Source organism: Shewanella vaxholmensis (genome assembly GCF_031932135.1).
Taxonomy (GTDB): domain Bacteria; phylum Pseudomonadota; class Gammaproteobacteria; order Enterobacterales; family Shewanellaceae; genus Shewanella; species Shewanella hafniensis.
Genome location: NZ_JAUOEV010000005.1, coordinates 76,224 through 98,552, shown reverse-complemented (window position 1 = coordinate 98,552; position 22,329 = coordinate 76,224). Strand labels below are relative to the sequence as shown.

The window sequence follows — 22,329 nt, the reverse complement described above, 5'->3', positions numbered from 1 at the left end:
TAACAATTGAAATCACTTTTGCCAATCAGCAGCCTGCTAGTATTACTCGGTTCTGCTTCAGCCTTCGCCGCAGATCTCAACATTCCGATGTCATTTGAGTACCTTGCACTCGATGGTAAAAAAGTCGAGTCCAGCGTATTCAACCATAAAAGCAGCTTAGAATTGACACCTGGCACTCATAAAATCGCCATTCGTTACCATGAAATGGTAGAAGACGACTTTAGCGATAGCCAAACCTTTGTTAAATCAGCCCCTTTCATCGTGACCTTAGACGTTGATGGCGACTATCAATATTACCTCCAAGCCGCCGAAGGCAAAGTCGTCAAAAAGCCAAAAGTTTACGCGCAAAACCCACAAATCAAATTGACCCGTAGCGACAAAGGCAACGTCAATTTCCAAGTGGTGAATACCAATTTAGAAGAAGAAAGCTTTGTCTCTCGCCTTTTCAGTGGTAATCAAGCTGTTGACGTATCGGGAACTGCCGCAGCAGCAACCGGTGCTGCAGGCGCAGTAGTAGCCGTTGCACCAGCACCCGTGGCGACATCGGCGACCGTTAGCGCGACGTCACTCACTGCCCCCGTAGATACCTCTAAAGCGACAGCTGCTAATCCACAACAAATGTTGCAATACTGGTGGCTACAAGCGGATGAGAAAACGCGTAAAGAATTTATGAGCTGGGCAATTTCACAGCTGTAACGACTTGAGATAACGAGGTTTAGTCAATATTGACTCTGATCCCACTGGTTTATCACGCCAGCTATTCCAAGCTGGCGCTTCCTCTTCACCACAGATTCCCCACGACCAAGTACGCGCATCTACGGCAGTACTTACTCGATAATCAGCTTGCCACACCAGCCCAGTTCCACACGCCTACGGCGATGACAGCGCAGCATGTAATGCAAGTGCATCAACGCGAGTACGTAGAGCAGTTTATCTCGGGCACGTTGCCAACAGCGGCGCTTAGGCGGATTGGTTTTCCATGGAGTGAAGCCTTAGTCGAGCGCACCTTGCATTCTGTGGCAGGCACCACTCTCACAGCTTCATTGGCCATTAATCAGGGTATTGGCCTGCACCTAACGGGTGGCTATCATCACGCCCATTACGATTTTGGCAGTGGCTATTGTATTTTCAACGATCTTATCCTCGCGGCCAAAAATGCCATCGCGAGCCAGCAAGTGCACAAGGTACTGATTTTTGATTGCGATGTGCATCAAGGTGATGGTAGTGCAACACTCAGCCAGCGACATCAAGGGATCATCAGTTGCTCGATTCACTGCAAAGAGAACTTCCCGAGTCGTAAGCAGCATTCCCACCATGATATTGAGCTAACCAAAGGCAGCGATGACAATCTGTATCTCGAAACCGTGGAGCAAACACTCGCCCTACTCATCCGCATCCATCAGCCAGATCTCATTCTTTATGATGCAGGGGTCGATATCCATCAAAATGATGATCTCGGCTTGCTTAATATCAGTCAAGAAGGGCTGTTCAGACGGGATTTAACTGTGTTATCAATGGCAAAATCGGAAAATATTCCAATTGCAGCCGTGATAGGCGGCGGCTATAGCAGAGACGCACTACAATTAAGCCAAAGACACAGCCAACTTTTTATTGCGGCAAACCATTTGTGGTAGCAAACTCAATGAAAACCGTCATGGAGCATAACGATGCAACTCGAAATCCGTAATTACTACGAAGTTCTTTTAATGGAAATATTGTCAGATGAAGGACTTATGGACGAGCTTCCTGAAGACTATCTCGCCGACTTATGTTGTGTGACCTTAAATCAACTGCCAGTGCGCTACATACGCCACCTCGTCGATACCTACTTCTTTGAAGACTATAACGAGCTGCAAGCATTAAAGCGTGAGATCCAAACCGCACTCGAAAAGTCCCGCGCCTTCCTTAAACAAAATCTGCAAAAAAGATTGCAGGAAGAAGCCGAAGCCAATCGTTAATCTCGCTAAGGGTTATTGTTCATAGCATTTTAGCCGTTGCAGTGGCATGAAAGAGGCAAACAATGGATTATCCCATTGCGTATAAAGTATTAACGCTATAAATGATTAACGGCAGAAAACAGAAGTCAGTTAGCTAGTATATTGAATAAAATAAATTGAGTAGATATAGAGAAGTGAAACGAGAATAAAACAGAGGTATTACAGAATTGGAGGTTCCCCTAGAGCCGACACCCCGGCACACGAGTCGCTTGCTGCGGTTGCTCCCTTCCGGGCCTGGCCGAGTTCACAAGTTATCATTGCGGGGGGACCCTAGGGTCACCATAACTTCGAGCATTACTTTGAAAGAGATAAACCAAAGTGCTTGCTTGAACGCCGAGGATTATCCCCCATGCCCTCTAAGGGATCAAGCGCTAATCGACAAGATCTGTTAATATCCCGCCTAACTGCACAATCTATAAGCAAGTGCAGTGATTGAAATGATAAAAGCCTGCAAATGCAGACTTTTATAGACATTTCCCTGAGTTTCACTGTGTCAAACTTGGCATAAAGAAAATTCAACAAGAGTAAAACTCAATACATAATGCAGCTCAATCATCGCCAGAGATAATTACAACTTAATCAAATGACGATTCTGCTCAATCAACTTAGCCCCAACACCCGAGACATTGGCTAAATCATCAATTGCATTGAACTTACCATTTTTGGTGCGGTAATCGACAATCGCTTGCGCCTTAGCGGCACCAATCCCTTTTAGCACTTGTAACTGCTCTGCTGAAGCCGTATTGATGTTGACTTGAGCAGCGTCCGGCATAGCTTTCTTCGCATCCGATGCCATATCGCTCGCCTCAGTTTTGGCCTGAGTCTGCATTTTAGCGGCGGCTTTAGTCGGGGTGTCTGCGGCGATTGCTGACGTTGCCAAAAAAGCCGTTAATGCCATGGCGCTCATAATAGCGGGTATACATTTGGTGATGTTCATAACTCTTCCTCTATTCCATGAATTGCGGCCTCTCTTCCTACTTCCGTGGCCTCAAATCAAAAATAGTCCAAGCTGTTATGAAATACCAAATCGGCGCCACAAATATTCACCCTAGCTAAACTTCACCTCTTAACCCGATGAATCTAAACCTAACCATAGAAAAAGGGATGCTAAATCGCATCCCTTTATCATTCAAATAGTTGGTGGTTTAAATTAGTGACACTCGTTAAGCTAAACGCGCTAACGCTTGATTCAAGTCGGCGATAATGTCGTCACAATCTTCTAAGCCAATAGAAATTCGCAGCAGATTATCACCAATGCCAGCCGCTGCTCTCGCCTCTGGCGTATAGGGAGAGTGCGTCATCGACGCTGGATGTTGAATGAGGGATTCTGCATCGCCTAGGCTCACCGCAATAGAGAACAAGCTTAAATGCCCCACAAAGGCCATAGCCTCCTCTAAATTTGCCGCCAATTCAAACGCGATCACGCCGCCGGCACGTTTCATCTGCTGACCAATGAATTTATGCCCTTGGTGAGAGGCAAGTCCGGGATAATACACGCGGTTAATACTGGGATGTTCGGCCAAAAACTCGGCCACGCGCTGTGCACTATCGCAATGGCGCTGTAAACGTACATCTAAGGTTTTAAGGCCGCGCAAGATCAGCCAAGCATCATGTGGCGATATCACAGCGCCAATATCTTTTAAGATTTCATACTTCACTTTATGGAGCTGCTCTTCACTGCCACACACTATCCCCGCAATCACATCACCATGACCATTGAGATATTTAGTCGCACTGTGGATCACCAAATCGATACCAAAATCCAGCGGCCGCTGTAGTAATGGAGTCATAAAGGTATTATCGACAATACTGACCAACTGGTGGCGTTTAGCAATAGTCGCAATTGCCGCTAAATCAAATACCTGTAAATGGGGATTGACTGGGGTTTCACAGAAAATGACCTTAGTATTGGATTGAATCGCCGCTTCTATTTCTGCTTCCGATGAAAAGTCTACTAGGGACACTTCAATACCAAAGCGAGCGAACTGAGTCGTCATTAGCGCATAAGTACAGCCGTATACGGCATTGGATGCCACTAAGTGATCGCCCATCTGCAAGTTAGCCAGTAATGCGGCAGATACTGCGCCCATACCAGATGCGGTTGCAGCGGCAGCCTCTGCACCTTCTAAAATCGCCATTTTACGTTCAAGCTCGGCGGTTGTCGGATTCCCTAAGCGCGTGTAAATATACCCCTGCTCATTACCCGCAAATCGCTCGCCACCTTGCTGCGCCGACTCAAACACAAAAGTCGCACTTTGATATAGCGGCGTCACTAAGGCGCCAAAAGCCTCACGCTCATGGCCGCCATGAATAACCTGTGTTGCCGCTTTCCACATCTTGCCTGACTCATCTTGCATACCTAGCTCCTTGTCATTGGCATTGAACTGACCCCGTTGTTGATTAATTGTTCGTTTGGGATGCTCAATACCTGCGTTATGGATAATCCAATAGATAAGTTAATGAAACATTAGCCCTATCGAATAAGACCTACAGAATAAGCCCTACAGAATAAGCCCTACAGAATAAGCCCTACCATAACGCGGCCAAGCACTTAAGCCAGTAGCATGGCGAAAATAGCAGCGCACAAAAGTGTAATTAACTTGTTACATAGCACTTTTCAGCCGCACTTTGTCATACTCGGTACCTGCAAAAAATCATAAAAAAATGCGCTAAGGAACCAGTCCATTAGCGCATCTACTTTCGGCCGATTTAAATCGGTTAATTGTTTGATATTAAATAATATCTACTCTTTAGATTTATCTTTAGCTGACTTAGGTACCTTGTCATCCACATCGGCGAACTGGCCTTTTAATGCGTCGCGGCCTTCCTTAGTAAACAGCTTGCCTGAAAACTGCTTCAGTTCGATCAACAATTCCTGATGCACTTTAGACAATTTAGGCCTTTGTTCTTCCCTAAACACAATCGGCCGACACAGCGCCATGGCTTGATATCCAAGGCGCGCTGTTAACATGCCGCCCCCTAAGCCTTGGGCCAAGCGAGCAGACAATTTACCTGTCATTTCAACCGATAACAGCTGTGTCCCTAAATCGGTAACTAACTCACTGGTGCCCGCATAAATAATATTAATGATGATACTGCGGATAAGTTTAATTCGGCTCCAATAACCTAGCTCTATGCCATAACAGCGGGCGACATCACGCAGCATACGTTGATTACGCCAAAGGATGATTGCCATATCGAGCACAGCTAACGGACTGGCCGCCAGTAGCACTGCCGACTCAGCCGCATAGCGTCGCACTACTTTTTTGGCCAGTTCATCTCGCTCCGTCAGCACTAAGTCCTCAAATAACAAGACTTTCTCGGCATCATTATGTTCATCTTTTAATGAGCGACGCAGTTGCTGCAAACCTTGGCTGTCGCCATAGTGGCACACTATGTTATCGATAAAACTGTCTGCCTCACCCATTTGCATGCTCTGCGCAAGCCTAGCGCCTGTTTCTTGAGTATCGGCGACCTGTTTGAGTCGCTTCAGTTTACGGTACTCACTAAACGCCCCCGCCAATGCCCACGCACTGACAACCCCAAGCACCACACCATAAAAACTGAACAACCAAGGGCTCTCAAGCCAAGCACCCCTCAGTCCTAATCCCGTTTGAACCACTACGAGCAGCAATAAACTCGTTACCGCCAGACGAGCGAGCCAAGACCAAGGGCGTGATTTTACGAGTTGAGGCGATACCGATTTAGCATCGATCATTTTAGGATGGGTAGACAGCGTTTCATCCATCAATTCCTCAATATCGGCAGCCACTTCTTGCACTGGCGTATGCGGTTCAAAGGCTTTCGCCCCTTTGAGCTCCTCTTTGCTGGGTTTGAGCTCAACAACTTGTGAGTCAAACAGCTGCTGCTTTTTCAGCGGCTTATGTTCAACTGAGTGTGCAAATGAGTTCGCAGAAGAATTAGAAGCCTGCTCATTAGCGTTATCCGATAGCTTTAGCGTCATTCCAACTTATCTCCCAGTAAGTACTGCAGCAAATGATCGAGACGAATATGGTCAAAGTGCACTTGAGATGGGTCAACATTGGCATTGCTCGGCGGTGCAAAGCCGACAAAGTTAAACCCTTGGTCACGCCAGAAATCGGGGGCAGGTAAGCGAGTGGGCACTTCGCCTGGAAATAAGGTCAGGGCTTTACCATTGAGTCCCGTCCCCTGAACAACTTCGACCTCACCCTCTTGGGTCGTTACCATGCCATGGCGAGTCGCTTTGATGGCGCTAATCGCCATCGTCTCCACTTTACAACCATCGAAACTGGCAAAATGCTGGCTGTGTTTCAACATATCGGTCAACAGGGACAAAACATGGCTCTGCTGATCGCGCGTCACATGGTCAACCTTGCTCGCGGCAAACAATAAACGGTCGATGCGGGGGGCAAATAAACGCCGTAAATAACTCGATTGGCCAAACTGAAAACTTTCCATAATGGCATTAAGCGCCGCGCCCATATCCTCAAATTGCTTTTTACCACGATTCAACGCACTAAAGCAGTCAACGAGCACAAGTTGCCGATCAAAACCGGCAAAGTGATTTTTATAGAAAGGCTTAACCACTTTAGCCACATATTCTTTATAGCGTTTTTCCAGTGCATGGAATCCACTGTGTTTATCGCTTTGCGAAAGCGCTGCGAACTTTTCATCATTAACCAATAACAGGGGGAAAAAAGCCAATAAGGGAGCGCCCTGCCATTCACCCGGCAATAACATACGTCCAGGCTGCGCTTGGTAATAACCTTGCACGTGCACTAAATCATTGAGTAATAACTGATATTGATCGGCAATCCGCTTTAATTGCTGCTCATCGGCGCTAGCGGCTAAATCTAATGACATCAAAGATTGTTCAAACTCAGCATACAAGGGTGAGCTTTTAAGATTCTCGATGCGAACTTGTTGAGCACGGCACCAAGTAACGAAGTCTTGGCGCAGCATAGGTAAATCGAGTAGCCATTCGCCGGGGTAATCGACTATGTCCAAATACAGTGTGGCGGTATCAGAAAACTTGGCCAATAAGCCCTTTTGCGGTCGGTATTTAATCGCCAGTCGTAATTCAGAAATAGTGCGAGTGGAGGCTGGCCAAGTCGCAGGCTCGGAAGTGAGCGCTAACATGGCGCCTTGATAATCAAAACTAGCGATTTCCAGATCCGGCTGCATGGCACGCTTAACCCCGAGCAAACGCTGATCGCGGCTCACCTGCCACAATGGCAAAGCGCTGTTGTTGCGGGCGTGGGATAAGGTTGAGACAGGTCCAGAATTAAGTAACTTATTGACTAAACCTGTGATAAACGCGGTTTTTCCCGCACCAGAAAGCCCAGTCACGGCCAAACGTAAATGCCGGTCCGCGGTGCGATGTAACAGGGATTGTCCCTTTTGGGTTAATTTATGGAGCGAGGCATCAAGCATTCCCATAGAGACTTCCCTTATGTCGAATGATGTTAACTTATGTCAAGTGATGTTGACTATACACTGGGGTGAAACAGAGATTAAGCAACAAGGGCGGACATGGCCGCCCTTTAGAAGGGTTACAAACTATTGATTTGTCTTTTTAAATCAAAGTTGTCAGAGGTGACGTGACGTTCTAAATTTTGTAGCCTAACTTCTAGGCTTCGAAATTGACGACTCACGTCGCTTAGCGCTTGCTTTGCGGGTTCTCCCGACTGCCACGGCTTCTTCTTCACCTCGATATCGTCTCTATCGTAATGCTTTTGCGGCTTGATGTCTAAAATCACCCATAAAGCGACATAGATGATAAACACTACACCAGAGCCGCCGAGTAAGAAGATAGACACCGCAAGTACTCGCACTAACCAAGTTTCAATCGCAAAGTACTCGGCAATCCCTGCACATACACCCGCTATTTTGCCTGACTGGGGAATGCGGTACAAAGTACGGCCATTAGATCCTCTCATGTTTCCCCCTCCATTCGGGCGATTCTGTATCCAGAATGGCCTCTAAGGTCTCGATACGCGCCGCCATTTTATCGGCCTTGGATATCAAGTCATTGAGTTGTGAAAACTCTTCCTCAGTGAGTCCCTGGCTCACTTGTCGCTTACTGCGATAATGAAGAACTAACCATATTGGCGCGACTATCACCATGAAAATAATAATCGGCGCCATTAGCACGTCCATATCCATAACTCACCTCTGAATTGTTATTCTTTTGACTTAGTTGGCGCTTTACCTTTTACCTTGGCTTTTAGCGCTGCCAGTTCTGCATTCACAGAATCTTCCGCTTCTAGCGCCGCAAACTCATCGGCTAAGGTCTTTTTGCTGCCAAGATCGTAAGATTCAACTTGGGCTTCTAAGCCTTCGACACGGCGCTCATATTGCTCAAACTTGAGCATAGCGTTGTCGATCTTGCTTGAATCTAACTGCTTTTTCACTTCTAAGCGTGATGACGCTGTTTGAGTGCGCAAAATAATAGTCTTTTGGCGCGCTTTTGCATCGAGCAGCTTTTCTTGCAACATGCCCACTTCATCTTTCAAGCGTGCGATATGTTCATCGATAACGGCTAACTCTTGATTCAGCGTGTCTGCTAAACCGGTCGCTTTTTGTTTTTCAACTAAAGCGGCTTTCGCTAAGTCTTCACGGTCTTTGGACAGTGCCAGTTCAGCCTTATCCTGCCAATCTTGCACTTGCTCTAACACGCGGTTGATACGACGTTGCAGCTCTTTCTTCTCAGCTAACACTTTAGCTGAGGTAGAACGCACTTCAACGAGTGTGTCTTCCATTTCTTGGATAATCAGTCGAACCATTTTTTCTGGGTCTTCGGCTTTATCCAGCAATGCGCTGATATTAGAGTTAATGATATCGGCGAAACGAGAGAAAATTCCCATAATCCTATCCTCAAATTGATGTTGGTCTCATATAAGGTAATACACTAACCGTGCCAACTTTAATTTCTTCCTTAAATACAATGGCTTAAACAAAATATTAACTTTTACTTCCTTTTACGCTTCAAGCCACTTAATATCATTTTCACCAAATTTTAGCGCGAAAGACTAAAAAATATCGTGGATAATAAATTTCAGCAAGACAACCTTATCGGTCAATCCAACGCCCTACTCGAAGTGTTAGAACATGTGTCGCAAATAGCGCCGCTGTCTAAACCCGTACTGATTATTGGTGAACGTGGCACAGGTAAAGAGCTTATTGCCGAACGCTTACATTATCTGTCTAAGCGCTGGGATCAAAGTTTTATTAAGCTAAACTGTTCATCTTTGAGTGAAAATTTACTCGAGAGCGAATTATTTGGCCATGAGTCAGGTGCCTTTACTGGCGCCAAAGGCAAACACGAAGGTCGCTTTGAGCGCGCCGACGGCGGCACCTTATTCCTCGACGAATTAGCCAATACCTCAGGACTTATCCAAGAAAAACTCCTGCGCGTCATTGAATATGGCGAATTTGAACGAGTCGGCGGCAGTAAAACCGTGCAGGCTGATGTTCGTCTAATCTGCGCCGCCAACGAAGATCTGCCCTCGCTTGCTGACGCAGGCGAATTTCGTGCCGACTTGCTCGATAGACTCGCCTTCGATGTGATCACTCTGCCACCGCTGCGTTGCCGCCCAGAAGATATTATGACACTGGCGGAATACTTCGCCGTTGGCATGGCACGACAATTAAAGCTGCAGCTATTCAGCGGATTCAGCGCCCATGCGGTCGAGCAATTAATGACCCACGACTGGCCGGGCAATATCCGTGAACTTAAAAACGTGGTCGAGCGCAGCGTTTACCGAAATGGTGGTGAAAATCGCCCCATCGACCATATCACCCTCGATCCCTTTGCTTCACCGTATCGGCCTAAAACGCGCATCAAGACCCGCGAACGTCAAATCAGCTCAGTCGCGCCAACAAGCGTTGTCGGTACGCCGCAATCTGCGCCGATACTTGAGGCTGAAGTCCCTGCCAATACTGAGTCTTCAGTGAATAGCTTTAATTTTCCGCTGGATTTTAAAGAGCAAACTGAGAAGTTTGAGATGGATCTTATCCAGCAGGCGCTCTCAAGCAGCCAATACAACCAAAAGAAAACCGCCGACATGCTCGGATTAAGCTACCACCAACTGCGTGGCATCCTTAAAAAATACAATTTACTTGATAAAGCATAAGCAGATTGCCCATGGGGGAGATGCACTGCTAAAATAGCCGTTCATAGTCGATAAAATAATGATTTATAAATGAGTGTGCTAATTAGACGCCTGTGCCTAACAACTGCAGTTTCTTGCATGAGTTGGTTGTTGGTCGCGTGTGGCCCCCAACGACTCCCTTCCGGTTTGGTGTATTGCTCCGAAGGGAACCCTGAGTCTTTTAATCCACAATTGGTGACATCTGGCACGACAATCGATGCCACCTCGCACCAAATTTATAGTCGCTTAGTGGATTATGATACCCAGTCTGGCAAGCTTATCCCTGCCTTGGCGACGAGTTGGGCCATGTCTGATGATGGCTTAAGCTATCGCTTCACCCTCAGGGAAAACGTGCAGTTCCAGCATTCGAAGCGGTTTACCCCATCACGCCCCTTTAATGCCGACGATGTGTTGTTCTCCTTTAAGCGTATTATCGATACCCAGCATCCTTATCATTTTGTCTCCCGCACGGGTTATCCCTTCTTCCAAAGTATTGGCTTTTCTGAGCAAGTCAAAGGGATAGAAAAGATAAACGATCATGAAGTGGTCTTTTATTTGACCCGCAAAGACGCGTCTTTTCTGTCGAATTTAGCCACCGACTTTGCGGTGATCTTATCCGATGAGTATGCGCAGCAGCAGTTAGCATTGGGTCATCCTGAAAACGTCGACCACTTTGCCATAGGTACAGGGCCGTTCACTTTAGTTCAGTACGCGAAAAACGAATATATTCGCTATCGTCGTCATCCTGACTTTTGGGGCGAACCAACAAAAATCGATATGCTCGTATTTGATATCACGCCCAAAAGTACCGTCAGACTCGCAAAACTTATCGCGGGCGATTGCAGTGTGTCTGCGCTGCCCAAAGCGGGTGAGCTGCCTGTTATCAAGCAACATGAAGAATTGAATATTGAGTCACAACCTGGACTCAACGTGGCATTTTGGGCCTTTAATACGCAAAAGCCGCCCCTGAATGATGTCCGAGTACGCCGCGCACTGGCCTATGCGGTCGATAAACAAAATATCCTGCGGGCGGTTTATCAAAATACCGCAATTGAAGCCACAGGCGTTCTGCCGCCAGCGTCTTGGGCCTACGACAATAACAAAGGGCTTGTGGATTACAATCCGCAAAAAGCGCGCGACCTCTTAAAAGAAGCAGGCATTAAAAATCTCAGTATCGATATTTGGGCTATGCCAGTTGCCCGCGCCTATAACCCCAATGCGTTAAAAACGGCCGAATTAATTCAATCGGATCTGGCCAACATAGGCGTCAAAGTGAATATCGTCAGTTACGACTGGAGCGTGTTTAGTCAGCGGCTCAGCCGCGACGACTATGATTCAGTGTTAATTGGCTGGAATGCTGATAACAGCGATCCCGATAACTTCTTTACTCCATTGCTGAGCTGCGCCGCAATGCAGTCGAACAACAATCGTTCTCGCTGGTGTAACCCTGAGTTTGATGCCATCTTAGATAGCGCAAGGGAAGTGTCAGATCAGGGCGAACGTAAAGTGATTTATCAACAAGCAGAAGCCTTTTTAGCTGAACAAGTGCCTATGCTAAGTCTGGCCCATGCCAAACGTGTGGCGTTAACTCGCCATGATGTTAGAGACATGCAACTCACGCCTTTTGGGGGTATTTCCTTCGCCCACACTAGCCAAGCACAAGAGGAGGCGAATTAATGTTTAAATACCTACTGCGCCGCCTCAATTTGTTTCTTGCCACCTCGTTAGTCATGGTGGGTGTCTTATTTTACGCCACCGGCTTATTTCCGGTAGATCGCACCCACGCACTCACCGGCATACATACACCGACGGCGAGTCAACTGGTTCAAATCGAGCAGGACTACAAATTAGATAAAAACCAAGCGTGGCAATTTATCGCTTATCTACAACAAAGGCTTAGCGGTAATTTAGGCATTTCAGTCACCTCACATCAAGAAGTGGCCGAAGAACTCAGCGCCGTCCTACCCGCCTCCTTCGAACTTGCTGTGATGGCGGCCATTATCGCGATTTGCTTTGGTGTGCCCTTAGGCGTGCTTGCTTCCCAGAGCCAACATAAGCTCACCCAAAATACCATTATGGCGATCACGCTAACCGGTTACTCTGTACCCGTGTTCTGGTTAGGTCTTTATCTTTCGCTCTGGTTTGGCGTCGATCTTGGTTGGTTACCGATTTCTGGCCAAATCAATTTGTTATATGAAATCAAACCTGTCACTGGCTTTATGTTGGTAGATACCCTGTTGTCAGAGTCTGAATACGGCATGTCGGCATTTAAAGATGCGCTGCTGCACATCATTTTGCCTGCCACGACACTGGCCGTGTTACCTTTTACTGTGGTGGTTCGCAGCACTCGTTCGGCGATGATGAATGTGATGAATCAAACCTTTATCCGCGCCGCCGAAGCCAGAGGCATGCATACTAGCACCATCATTTTGCGCCACGCCCTGCCCAATGCCTTGATCCCTGTGCTTAAACATTTAGGACTCATGCTTGGCTCATTTGCCAGTTATGCCATAGTGGTCGAAATGATTTTCTCTTGGCCTGGCGTGGGTTCTTGGCTGGTGTCAGGGATTTACCAACGGGACTACACTGTCATCCAAGGTGGTATTTTGGCCGTAGCCCTATTAATTATCTTCCTAAGTATCTTGATTGAAGTGCTGCATACAGTCTTTAATCCACTGAGCAGAAAAGACCTTTATGCCACCAGTTAAAATTTATCAAGAAGATCAGATTGCCTCCCCGACTATGCGGGTTTGGCTTAACTTTTCAGCTAATCCTTTCGCCTTGGCAGGTCTGTGGACGATTGCATTCCTACTCTTGCTAACGCTATTTGGCCCTATGATCGCGCCCTTCCCACCAGAAGCACAAGATCCAAGAGCCTTGCTATTGCCGCCCTCTTGGGATCCCTCAGGCACAGTAGCACACTTTTTAGGCACAGACGATTTAGGCCGCGATATCTTCAGCCGATTATTACACGGCGCGCACTTGACCTTTGGTATGGCGCTGCTGATCGTCGTCACAGCGCTATTCACAGGCTTTATTATAGGGTCACTGTCCGGCATGATGAGAGGCTTAAAATCCAGTATCCTCGGGCACTTACTCGATGCGCTGTTATCAATCCCTTCGTTATTGATGGCCATTTTAGTGGTGGCCGTAATGGGGCCAGGGCTTGAAAATGTGTTCTGGGCCGTCGGGATAGCGTTAACCCCGCAATTTGTGCGCTCGATACACCAGTCAGTGCATGAAGAGTTACAAAAAGAATACGTCACAGCGGCGCGTTTAGATGGCGCGAACTCAATGCAAATTTTTTGGTACGTCATCATGCCAAACGTGTGGGAAGTGGTGATCATTCAAACCACACTTGCCATTTCGGCCGCCATTTTAGATATCGCAGCCCTCGGTTTTTTAAGCTTGGGCGCGCAGGCACCAAGCCCTGAATGGGGCGCTATGGTCGCCCAAGGTATGGATAATTTATTAACGGCGCCTTGGGCTGTAACTATCCCGGGCTTAGCGATTCTTTTCAGTGTGCTTTCCATTAACTTGGTTGGCGATGGCCTACGGTCGGCGCTTGCGCCCATCAGAAACTAACTTATGCCTTTACTCGACGTACGAAATCTCACGATTGAACTCGATACGCCCCACGGTAGAGTGCGGGCGCTCGAAAAAGTCAGCTTAACGCTCAATGCGGGCGAAATTCATGGCCTAGTCGGTGAGTCAGGCTCTGGACGAAGTTTGTTAGCCAGAGCGATTCTTGGGATCCCAGGTCCCAACTGGACCATCACAGCCGATCGCATGATGTGGGATGGCAATAACCTGATGGCCATGAGCTCAAAAGAGCGCCGCAATCTGATGGGTTCAGACATGGCGATGATCTTCCAAGATCCATCGGGCAGCTTAGATCCGGCGCAAACCGTCGGCAGTCAGCTGATGCAAGCTATGCCTAAGAATCCCAATGCCTATTTTTGGCAAAAACGTCGACATGCACGGCTGACAGCGCAAAAATGGCTACATAAAGTCGGGATTAAAAATCCTCGACAGGTCATGTCTAGCTATGCGTGGGAATTATCCGAAGGCGAATGCCAAAAGGTGATGATTGCGATGGCGGTTGCTAATCAGCCTCGCCTCTTGATTGCCGATGAACCCACAAGCTCGATGGAACTCAGCACTCAAGCGCAGATATTCAGATTATTATCTCAATTAAATCAATTACAAAACGTATCGATTCTATTGATCAGCCACGAGCTTGAGACCTTGGCCCAATGGTGCGATCACTTATCCGTGCTCTATTGCGGTCAGGTTATGGAATCAGGGCCAACGGACGAAGTGATTAAACAGCCTTATCATCCTTACACTAAGGCGCTGCTTGACAACATGCCCGACTATTCAGGCTCAGGTGGCCACAAGGCGATTATGCCTACCCTTCCAGGTTCTGCGCCCGCCTTACAGCATTTGCCAATCGGTTGCCGCTTAGGGCCTCGTTGCCCCGAAGCCCAAAAAAAATGCGTTAATCAGCCAAATTTAAGTCATATTAAAGACCGCTATTTTGCCTGTCATTTCCCTTATCACGGCGAAACCCACAATGACGACCCCACTGCTTAAAGTTAACGATCTTTATAAAAGATACGATACCGGTTATCGAGGCTTTTCCCGCCAATATAACGATGCATTAGCGCCCGTATCCTTCGAGCTCCAGCGCGGCGAAACCTTAGCCATAGTAGGTGAAGCAGGGTCGGGTAAAAGTACCCTCGCCCGCATTTTAGTCGGTGCAGAGCCCCGCAGCGGCGGCGAGATTTTTTTCGAAGGTGAAGCCTTAGACAGCCGCGATATCAAGCAAAGATGCCGCTTAATTCGGATGATTTTCCAAGATCCCAATACCTCACTGAACCCGCGTTTGACAATAGGTCAATTGCTCGATGAGCCGCTGCGGTTTAATACCCAAATGTCGGCGCAATCGCGGCACACCCAAGTGGTCGACACATTGCGCAAAGTGGGCTTATTACCTGAGCATGCGGAGTTTTATCCGCACATGATTTCCGAAGGCCAGAAACAGCGCGTTGCGGTAGCGCGAGCCTTAATGCTCAATCCTAAAATTATTATTGCCGACGAAGCCTTGACCGCGCTTGACCTTTCAGTACGCTCACAAATTCTTAATTTGCTGCTGAAACTGCAAAAAGACCTTGGCTTGTCTTATATCTTCGTATCCCATAATCTCAATATTATTCGCCATGTTAGCGATAAAATCATGGTGCTGCACAAAGGTGTAATGGTCGAGAAAGCGCCTACAGAACAGATATTTAACTCGCCACAACATGAATATACCCAGAGGTTGATCCAAGAGCAAAGTCTGTTTGTCCACAAACGTTAAACTGCTCCAACCACTTAAATAATCAGGTGAATTGGCTAAAAATAGGTGCCATTTACCCGCCGAAATATTTATCCTATTGGTCATTTTGATAGAAGAAGCTTAAACATGATTATCAAACCAAAAATTCGTGGATTCATTTGTACCACTACACACCCAGTCGGTTGTGAAGCAAACGTTCAAGAACAAATCACGCTAACCAAAGCTAAAGGTAAAATTGCTAACGGCCCGAAAAAGGTATTAGTGGTTGGTTCATCAAGCGGTTACGGTCTGTCTTCACGTATCGCAGCTGCTTTCGGTAGCGATGCCGCAACGATTGGCGTGTTCTTCGAAAAGCCAGGTACTGAAACGAAACCAGGTACTGCGGGTTGGTACAACTCTGCTGCTTTCGACAAATTTGCTAAAGCTGAAGGCTTATATTCTAAGAGCATTAACTGCGATGCCTTTAGCCATGAAGCAAAACAAAAAGTAATCGAGCTTATTAAGCAAGATCTCGGTGAAATCGACATGGTCGTTTACTCACTGGCATCACCTGTGCGCAAACTGCCAGATTCTGGTGAACTTATCCGTTCTGCGCTAAAACCAATCGGTGAAACTTACACTGCGACTGCGGTTGATACCAATAAAGACTGCATCATTGAAGCCACCGTTGAGCCTGCAACTGAGCAAGAAATTGCCGACACTGTAACAGTGATGGGCGGCGAAGATTGGGAACTGTGGATCAAAGCCCTGTCTGAAGCTGGTGTATTAGCGGATAACTGCAAAACCGTAGCCTATAGCTATATCGGTACTGAACTGACGTGGCCAATCTACTGGCACGGCGCCCTTGGCAAAGCCAAGATGGATCTGGACCGCGCAGCAAAAGCCTTAAATGAGCAATTGTCAGCCACTGGCGGCAGCGCTAACGTTGCGGTACTGAAGAGCGTTGTGACTCAAGCGAGTTCGGCTATTCCAGTCATGCCTTTGTATATCGCTATGGTATTCAAGAAAATGCGTCAAGAAGGTCTCCATGAAGGTTGCATGGAGCAAATCTACCGCATGTTCAGCGAGCGGCTATTCCGCGCCGATGGGGCTAAGCCAGAAACCGACAGCGACAATCGCATCCGTTTAGACGATTGGGAACTGCGTGAAGATATTCAGCAACACTGCCGTAATTTGTGGCCACAAGTGACCACAGAAAACTTGTCAGAATTAACGGATTACCGTGAATACAAAGCTGAATTTATTAAATTATTCGGCTTTGGTATCGAAGGTATTGATTACGATGCCGACGTTAACCCATACGTTGAGTTTGACGTTATCGAGCTCTAATCGACTGCGATAGCTAGTCACTGCTTATCACACCGTTAAACGCCACTTTTTAGTGGCGTTTTTATTTGCAACGCCCACACTAAGATGCGCTACACTCGTTTCCACTAATCACTCCCTCAATAAGGAAAGACGATGAAAATTAGCGCAAGAAATACGCTCAGCGGCACGATCAAATCCATAGAAATGGGCGCGGTAAACAATGAAGTGACGATCGAACTTGCACCTGGAGTCGTATTGACCTCTGTGGTGACTAAAGCGTCCTGCGAGCGCCTAGGGCTTAAAGTGGGTGATTCGGCTTATGCACTCATCAAAGCCAGCAGCGTAATGATAGGCGTTGATGACTAGCCCGACTGTAACGTCTCGCTTGATGTTATGGCGTATTGAGTCTGACTGTGTTGCAGTAACTTATTCCCTTCAAACTCATCGACATACTTCATCGCATTGAAAAACAAAAAGGCCAAGTGAAATCACTTGGCCTTTTTAATCGAAGTTTACAAGTAGGATAGCCAGTTCAACGCGCTATCCTCACTTAAATCATTCTTCTACAGGGTAAAGCACCTTGGCATTGGCTTTAAGTGAATCTATCAAGCCACGGTAGTCTGCTTCGCTGTATTGTGCGTTCAGGCGTTGTTTAAGCGCATTCACCAGCTCATCACTCACGCCTTCTGCAGCGTTGACTTTATCTAGCGCAACCACGGCATAACCATTTGCTAAACCAACGGTATCGACAACTGGAGAAGTGCTTGGTGTTGGCATTTGGAACGCTTTGCCTACAATCGCAGCATCAACATCTTGCGCGCCGCGGCCTAGTTTCGCTTTAGCCACTAAACCAAGATCCGTTGCACCGGCTTTAACTTGTGCCATCAGCTCTTGTGCTTTCGCACGGGCAGCTTCGTTTGCTTGATCTTGCTTCAAACGTTCTGTGATATTGGCTTTCACTTCCGCTAAGGCCAAAGTGCCCGCATCGTGATGTTCCTTCACACGAACCACCACCACGTGGTTAGGTTCAAGCTCAATCACTTCACTGTTTAACCCTTTCAGCATAACAGTTTCAGAGAACGCGGCTTTGACTAAGTCAGGCTTATTCAGCGCAGCAGGAACGTTATCGCGAGAGAACAATGGAGTCGTCTTAATATCGACGCCCACAGCTTTAGCGGTTTCAGATAGTGTATCTGGCACTTCATAGCTAGTATCAGCTAATTTGCTTTGTAAGCTGTAGAATTGATCAACCGCTTTCTTATCTTGCAATTGCGCTACTATCTTAGCTTTCACATCGGCAAAGGGTACAGTCACACCAGGTTGCACATCTAATAGCTTGATAATGTGGAAACCAAAGTCAGTTTTAACTACCGCAGAATGTTGGCCTTTGTTCAATGCAAATAATGCAGCATCGAAAGCGGGGTCCATCACACCTGGTTCAAACCAATCCAGTTTACCGCCCTGCTCTGCACTCAAGGTATCGTCAGAGTTCGCTTTAGCCAGATCAGCAAAATCAGCACCGCTGTCTAATTGCTTCGCTAAATCTTCAGCCTTGGCTTTTGCAGCCGCTTCATCGCTACCTGGCATAACCAGAATGTGTGCGGCGAGACGCTTCTCGTTAGACACGTATTGCGCTTTATGTTCTTCGTAATAAGCTTGCGCTTCTTCGTCTGAAACTGGGTTATTTTTAGCAAAATCAGCTGCATTCAGCTCAACATATTCTAAGCTCACCATTTCAGGGCTCATAAACTGCCCTTGGTTTGCGTCGTAATAATTTTTCACTTGCTCGTCAGTCACAACCGCTGTCGCTAAGAATGGCGCAGAATCAACGACTAAATAACGCACATCGCGAGTTTGGCCTTGTAGCTCAGCTAACTGCTTAGCTTCGCCAGCTAACACAAATTCAGTACCAACTAGCGCTGCCGTTAACTGACGACGGGTCATATCGACGCGCATCATGTCTCTGAACGCCTGTGGTTGATAACCTAACTGACGTAGAATCGCTTGATAACGGTCGTTATCAAATTTGCCATCGGTTTGGAATGCAGGTTCAGTTTTCACGGCTGCAATGATCTGTTCATCAGATACACGCAATCCCATAGCCTTAGCAGCTTGATCAATCAGTTTGTCAGCGACTAAGCGCTCTAATACGCTCTGCTTAATACTTTGTAGATATTTTTCGTCAGCAGATAACGCAGCAAACATCTCACCTAGCTGTTGCTCCATACGAGAGCGCTCGCTTTGGTAAGCCTGCTCAAGCTCGGCTTTAGTGATTATGTCACCGTTCACTTCTGCTGCTGGCACATCAGTTGTAGAACCTAAGTAACTGCTGACTCCTGCAAATGCAAAAGATAAAATCACAAGTACGAGAATGCCTTTAGCAATCACGCCTTGCGAACCATCGCGGATCTTTTCTAACATCAGATTTCTCGCTTGTTGCGATTAACAAAATAAAAAGGCGCATCAGTTTGAGATGCGCCTTTCTGTAATTTATGGGGAATATTCAGACGCTACCACTGGTAAATTCTAAAACCCCGAGTAATGGTAGAAATTAAGCTTCATATTCCATTACTTTCAATTCGTAAAAAGCACTGATAAACAGTGCTTGTCATTACGAATGCCTTACAAAGGCTACGATATTAATGATTAATTAACAGCGTCTTTCAGTGCTTTACCAGCTTTGAATGCTGGAATTTTAGCTGCTGCGATTTTGATTTCTTCACCCGTTTGTGGGTTGCGACCAGTACGCTCAGCGCGTTCACGCACTTCAAAAGTACCAAAACCAACAAGAGAAATTTTATCGCCTTCTTTCAGACCTTCGGTCACAGCAGCGATAAAAGAATCCAGTGCACGGCCGGCAGCGGCTTTAGAAATGTCAGCACCAGATGCGATTTTCTCGATTAGTTCAGATTTGTTCATGTCATCCCCTTGAATGTAATTTTTTTGCGCCGCAACCAAATCCGTCTCTAGAGCGGTCTGCGGAGGCTTTTATAACAAGCTTGAATTCAAAGTTCAAGCTGAGTTCGAAAACCAAAGAAATAAAACTGGATACAGCTCAAAGCCAGTTGCGCCAAGGGCTTGGAGCAGCTGGCTCTCCACAGACCTAGGCTACCACAGGTCTGCGCTTTGTTAAGCCCCTTTTTTCATTTTTTTTAACGTGATAGCGCAATTTCTTGCGTTATGCCAAGTTTTTAACCACTTCGAAGCCTTCAACCGGTCTTTCTAGGGCCAGTTTTAACACTTCGTCGACCCAACGCACAGGACGAATTTCTAAATCGGCAATCACATTGGCAGGAATTTCTTCCAGATCACGCTCGTTTTCTTTTGGTATAAGCACTAATTTTATGCCGCCGCGGTGTGCTGCCAGCAGTTTTTCTTTTAAACCACCGATAGGTAACACTTCACCACGTAAGGTTATTTCACCTGTCATGGCCACGTCGCTACGCACTGGGTTACCCGTTAAGCTGGATACTAAAGCAGTACACATAGCCGCACCGGCCGATGGACCATCTTTTGGTGTTGCACCTTCTGGCACATGCACGTGGATATCACGCTTCTCGTAGAAATCCGCATTGATACCTAATTGTTCCGCACGGGCACGAACCACTGTCATCGCAGCCTGAATCGACTCTTGCATTACATCGCCAAGCGATCCTGTGTAAGTTAACTTACCTTTACCAGGTACCGATGTAGCTTCTATCGTCAGTAAGTCACCACCCACTTGGGTCCACGCTAAGCCAGTCACTTGACCAATTTGGTTCTTCGACTCGGCTTTGCCGTAATCGAAGCGCTGCACGCCAAGGAATGACTTAAGGTTCTCTTGATTCACAGTGACAGATTTAACTGATTTATCGAGCAAAATCATTTTCACGACTTTACGGCAAATCTTAGACAATTCACGCTCAAGCGAACGCACGCCCGCTTCACGGGTGTAATAGCGGATAATGCCAACGATAGCGCTATCCTCGACTTTAATTTCAGCCGCTTTTAAGCCGTTGCGCTCAATTTGCTTATTCAGCAAATGTTGCTTAGCAATATTCAACTTCTCGTCTTCGGTGTAACCCGACAAACGGATCACTTCCATACGGTCCAGTAGTGGACCAGGAATGTCCATAGAGTTAGACGTTGCCACAAACATCACATCGGATAAGTCGTAATCGACTTCGAGGTAATGATCGTTAAAGGTCGCATTTTGCTCAGGATCTAACACTTCTAATAAAGCAGAAGCCGGATCGCCGCGCATGTCTGAACTCATCTTGTCGATTTCATCGAGCAAGAATAATGGGTTTTTCACGCCCACTTTAGCCATTTTTTGAATGACTTTACCTGGCATAGAACCAATATAGGTACGGCGATGACCACGGATTTCCGCTTCATCACGCACGCCGCCTAAAGCAACGCGCACATACTTACGACCGGTCGCCTTAGCGATCGATTGACCCAAGGAAGTTTTACCCACACCTGGAGGTCCAACGAGACACAGGATTGGCCCTTTAAGCTGACGCACTCGGCTTTGGACTGCCAAATATTCCAAGATACGTTCTTTAACTTTTTCCAGACCGAAATGATCGGTATCGAGCACTTCTTGGGCTTTTGCTAAATCACGTTTGATTTTAGAGCGTTGGCTCCAAGGCACTGACGTCATCCAATCAACATAGCTGCGCACAACTGTGGCTTCTGCCGACATTGGCGACATCATACGTAGCTTGTTAAGCTCTGCCAGGGCTTTTTCTTTCGCCTCGGCGGGCATATTAGCCTCTTCAATCTTACGATTTAAGGCTTCAAACTCGTCATGGCCTTCGTCTAAGTCACCCAGTTCTTTCTGGATGGCTTTCATTTGTTCGTTCAGATAGTACTCACGCTGACTTTTTTCCATCTGTTTTTTAACGCGGGTACGAATACGTTTCTCAACCTGCAATAGGTCGATCTCCGATTCCATCATCGCCATTAAATATTCCAGACGCTCGCCAACGTTGATCATCTCAAGCACAGATTGCTTATCTTCAAGCTTAAGTGGCATGTGTGCGGCCATAGTATCTGCCAGACGCGCCGCTTCATCGATACCCGATAAAGAGGTCAAGACTTCTGGCGGGATCTTTTTGTTCAGCTTGATATAACCTTCAAACTGACCAATAGCACTACGCACTAACACTTCTTCTTCTTTGTCTTCCAGCGGTTCTGATTCCAGATACTCAGCCTTAGCCACAAAAAATTCTGTTTCTTGGGTATAACGGGTAATACGGGCGCGACGACCGCCTTCAACCAGCACTTTGACTGTACCGTCTGGCAGCTTAAGTAACTGTAAAATAGAGGCAACCGTACCCACTTCGAAGATGTCATCTTTTGATGGTTCATCGAGCTCGGCATCACGCTGCGCCACTAAAATAATTTGCTTATCCTGCGCCATTGCCGTTTCGAGACATCGAATAGATTTTTCTCGTCCGACAAATAACGGAATTACCATATGGGGATAGACCACCACATCTCGCAGTGGCAGCACGGGGAGTTCGATATGCGCTTCACGCTCTTGGGTCATAGTTCGATTCCG

21 protein-coding genes and 1 other RNA gene are annotated in these 22,329 nt (G+C 46.9%); 11 read left to right on the top strand and 11 right to left on the bottom strand.

The window, feature by feature from the left end; translation table 11 throughout:
* Positions 1-6: 6 nt before the first annotated feature.
* Genes Q4Q46_RS06695 through Q4Q46_RS06685 form a run of 3 tightly spaced genes read left to right on the top strand, consistent with a single transcriptional unit; the run spans position 7 to position 1,958 of the window.
* Complete coding sequence (locus Q4Q46_RS06695; protein ID WP_220776398.1) at positions 7-696, top strand: DUF2057 domain-containing protein; 690 nt, start codon at positions 7-9, stop codon at positions 694-696.
* Positions 697-725: 29 nt separating this feature from the next.
* Entirely contained in the window at positions 726-1,634 is a 909-nt protein-coding gene (locus tag Q4Q46_RS06690) for a histone deacetylase family protein (protein ID WP_311905559.1), read from the top strand.
* A 33-nt stretch (positions 1,635-1,667) separates the two neighbouring features.
* Entirely contained in the window at positions 1,668-1,958 is a 291-nt protein-coding gene (locus tag Q4Q46_RS06685; protein ID WP_006081144.1) for a late competence development ComFB family protein, read from the top strand.
* A gap of 215 nt (positions 1,959-2,173) precedes the next feature.
* Here Q4Q46_RS06685 and ffs read toward each other — a convergent pair.
* The 8 genes from ffs to pspA all read right to left on the bottom strand — a co-directional run bounded on the left by ffs (position 2,174) and on the right by pspA (position 8,845).
* An RNA gene (ffs, locus tag Q4Q46_RS06680) (signal recognition particle sRNA small type) lies at positions 2,174-2,271 on the bottom strand.
* Between the two features lie 294 nt (positions 2,272-2,565).
* Positions 2,566-2,934: a ComEA family DNA-binding protein gene (locus tag Q4Q46_RS06675; protein WP_311905558.1), complete on the bottom strand. Its 369-nt coding sequence runs from the start codon at positions 2,932-2,934 to the stop codon at positions 2,566-2,568.
* Positions 2,935-3,160: 226 nt separating this feature from the next.
* A complete protein-coding gene (megL, locus tag Q4Q46_RS06670; RefSeq protein ID WP_311905557.1) occupies positions 3,161-4,354 on the bottom strand; it encodes a methionine gamma-lyase in 1,194 nt (397 codons plus the stop codon).
* A gap of 386 nt (positions 4,355-4,740) precedes the next feature.
* A complete protein-coding gene (locus tag Q4Q46_RS06665) occupies positions 4,741-5,961 on the bottom strand; it encodes a TIGR01620 family protein (RefSeq protein WP_311905556.1) in 1,221 nt (406 codons plus the stop codon).
* On the bottom strand, positions 5,958-7,418 hold the full coding sequence (locus Q4Q46_RS06660; RefSeq protein WP_311905555.1) for a YcjX family GTP-binding protein: 1,461 nt from the start codon (positions 7,416-7,418) through the stop codon (positions 5,958-5,960). Before Q4Q46_RS06660 ends, Q4Q46_RS06665 begins: the two co-directional genes overlap by 4 nt.
* Positions 7,419-7,531: 113 nt before the next feature.
* Positions 7,532-7,918 (bottom strand): envelope stress response membrane protein PspC, encoded by a 387-nt coding sequence (gene pspC / locus Q4Q46_RS06655; RefSeq protein ID WP_006081139.1) that lies wholly within the window; start codon positions 7,916-7,918, stop codon positions 7,532-7,534.
* Entirely contained in the window at positions 7,905-8,144 is a 240-nt protein-coding gene (pspB, locus tag Q4Q46_RS06650; RefSeq protein ID WP_006081138.1) for an envelope stress response membrane protein PspB, read from the bottom strand. The genes pspC and pspB overlap by 14 nt, the downstream gene beginning before the upstream one ends.
* 17 nt (positions 8,145-8,161) lie before the next feature.
* Complete coding sequence (gene pspA, locus Q4Q46_RS06645) at positions 8,162-8,845, bottom strand: phage shock protein PspA (protein ID WP_006081137.1); 684 nt, start codon at positions 8,843-8,845, stop codon at positions 8,162-8,164.
* Positions 8,846-9,022: 177 nt separating this feature from the next.
* Between pspA and pspF the strand changes: the two genes are divergently transcribed.
* From pspF to Q4Q46_RS06605, 8 genes are all read left to right on the top strand, one after another.
* Positions 9,023-10,114, top strand: a complete 1,092-nt coding sequence (gene pspF / locus Q4Q46_RS06640; protein ID WP_311905554.1) for a phage shock protein operon transcriptional activator — start codon at positions 9,023-9,025, stop codon at positions 10,112-10,114.
* A 69-nt stretch (positions 10,115-10,183) separates the two neighbouring features.
* Positions 10,184-11,809, top strand: coding sequence for an ABC transporter substrate-binding protein SapA (gene sapA, locus Q4Q46_RS06635; protein ID WP_311905553.1), 1,626 nt, complete (start codon positions 10,184-10,186; stop codon positions 11,807-11,809).
* Positions 11,809-12,840 carry an ABC transporter permease gene (locus Q4Q46_RS06630; RefSeq protein WP_106650148.1) on the top strand — a complete coding sequence of 344 codons (1,032 nt, stop codon included), beginning with the start codon at positions 11,809-11,811 and terminating at the stop codon, positions 12,838-12,840. Before sapA ends, Q4Q46_RS06630 begins: the two co-directional genes overlap by 1 nt.
* Positions 12,827-13,717, top strand: a complete 891-nt coding sequence (locus tag Q4Q46_RS06625; protein ID WP_006081133.1) for an ABC transporter permease subunit — start codon at positions 12,827-12,829, stop codon at positions 13,715-13,717. The genes Q4Q46_RS06630 and Q4Q46_RS06625 overlap by 14 nt, the downstream gene beginning before the upstream one ends.
* A gap of 3 nt (positions 13,718-13,720) precedes the next feature.
* Positions 13,721-14,728 (top strand): peptide ABC transporter ATP-binding protein, encoded by a 1,008-nt coding sequence (locus tag Q4Q46_RS06620; protein ID WP_006081132.1) that lies wholly within the window; start codon positions 13,721-13,723, stop codon positions 14,726-14,728.
* A complete protein-coding gene (locus Q4Q46_RS06615) occupies positions 14,709-15,494 on the top strand; it encodes a peptide ABC transporter ATP-binding protein (protein WP_106650147.1) in 786 nt (261 codons plus the stop codon). The genes Q4Q46_RS06620 and Q4Q46_RS06615 overlap by 20 nt, the downstream gene beginning before the upstream one ends.
* Before the next feature lie 105 nt (positions 15,495-15,599).
* Complete coding sequence (gene fabV / locus Q4Q46_RS06610) at positions 15,600-16,802, top strand: enoyl-ACP reductase FabV (RefSeq protein WP_011846466.1); 1,203 nt, start codon at positions 15,600-15,602, stop codon at positions 16,800-16,802.
* A 132-nt stretch (positions 16,803-16,934) separates the two neighbouring features.
* The gene (locus Q4Q46_RS06605; RefSeq protein WP_006085368.1) at positions 16,935-17,147 is read left to right on the top strand and encodes a TOBE domain-containing protein; all 213 of its coding nucleotides are present in this window, start codon (positions 16,935-16,937) and stop codon (positions 17,145-17,147) included.
* Positions 17,148-17,336: 189 nt separating this feature from the next.
* Here Q4Q46_RS06605 and Q4Q46_RS06600 read toward each other — a convergent pair whose 3' ends face one another.
* The 3 genes from Q4Q46_RS06600 to lon form a co-directional block, all read right to left on the bottom strand.
* Positions 17,337-19,202 carry a SurA N-terminal domain-containing protein gene (locus Q4Q46_RS06600; RefSeq protein WP_063883146.1) on the bottom strand — a complete coding sequence of 622 codons (1,866 nt, stop codon included), beginning with the start codon at positions 19,200-19,202 and terminating at the stop codon, positions 17,337-17,339.
* A 225-nt stretch (positions 19,203-19,427) separates the two neighbouring features.
* Entirely contained in the window at positions 19,428-19,715 is a 288-nt protein-coding gene (hupB, locus tag Q4Q46_RS06595) for a nucleoid-associated protein HU-beta (RefSeq protein WP_255211589.1), read from the bottom strand.
* A 244-nt stretch (positions 19,716-19,959) separates the two neighbouring features.
* Complete coding sequence (gene lon / locus Q4Q46_RS06590) at positions 19,960-22,317, bottom strand: endopeptidase La (protein WP_071938997.1); 2,358 nt, start codon at positions 22,315-22,317, stop codon at positions 19,960-19,962.
* Positions 22,318-22,329 lie beyond the last annotated feature (12 nt).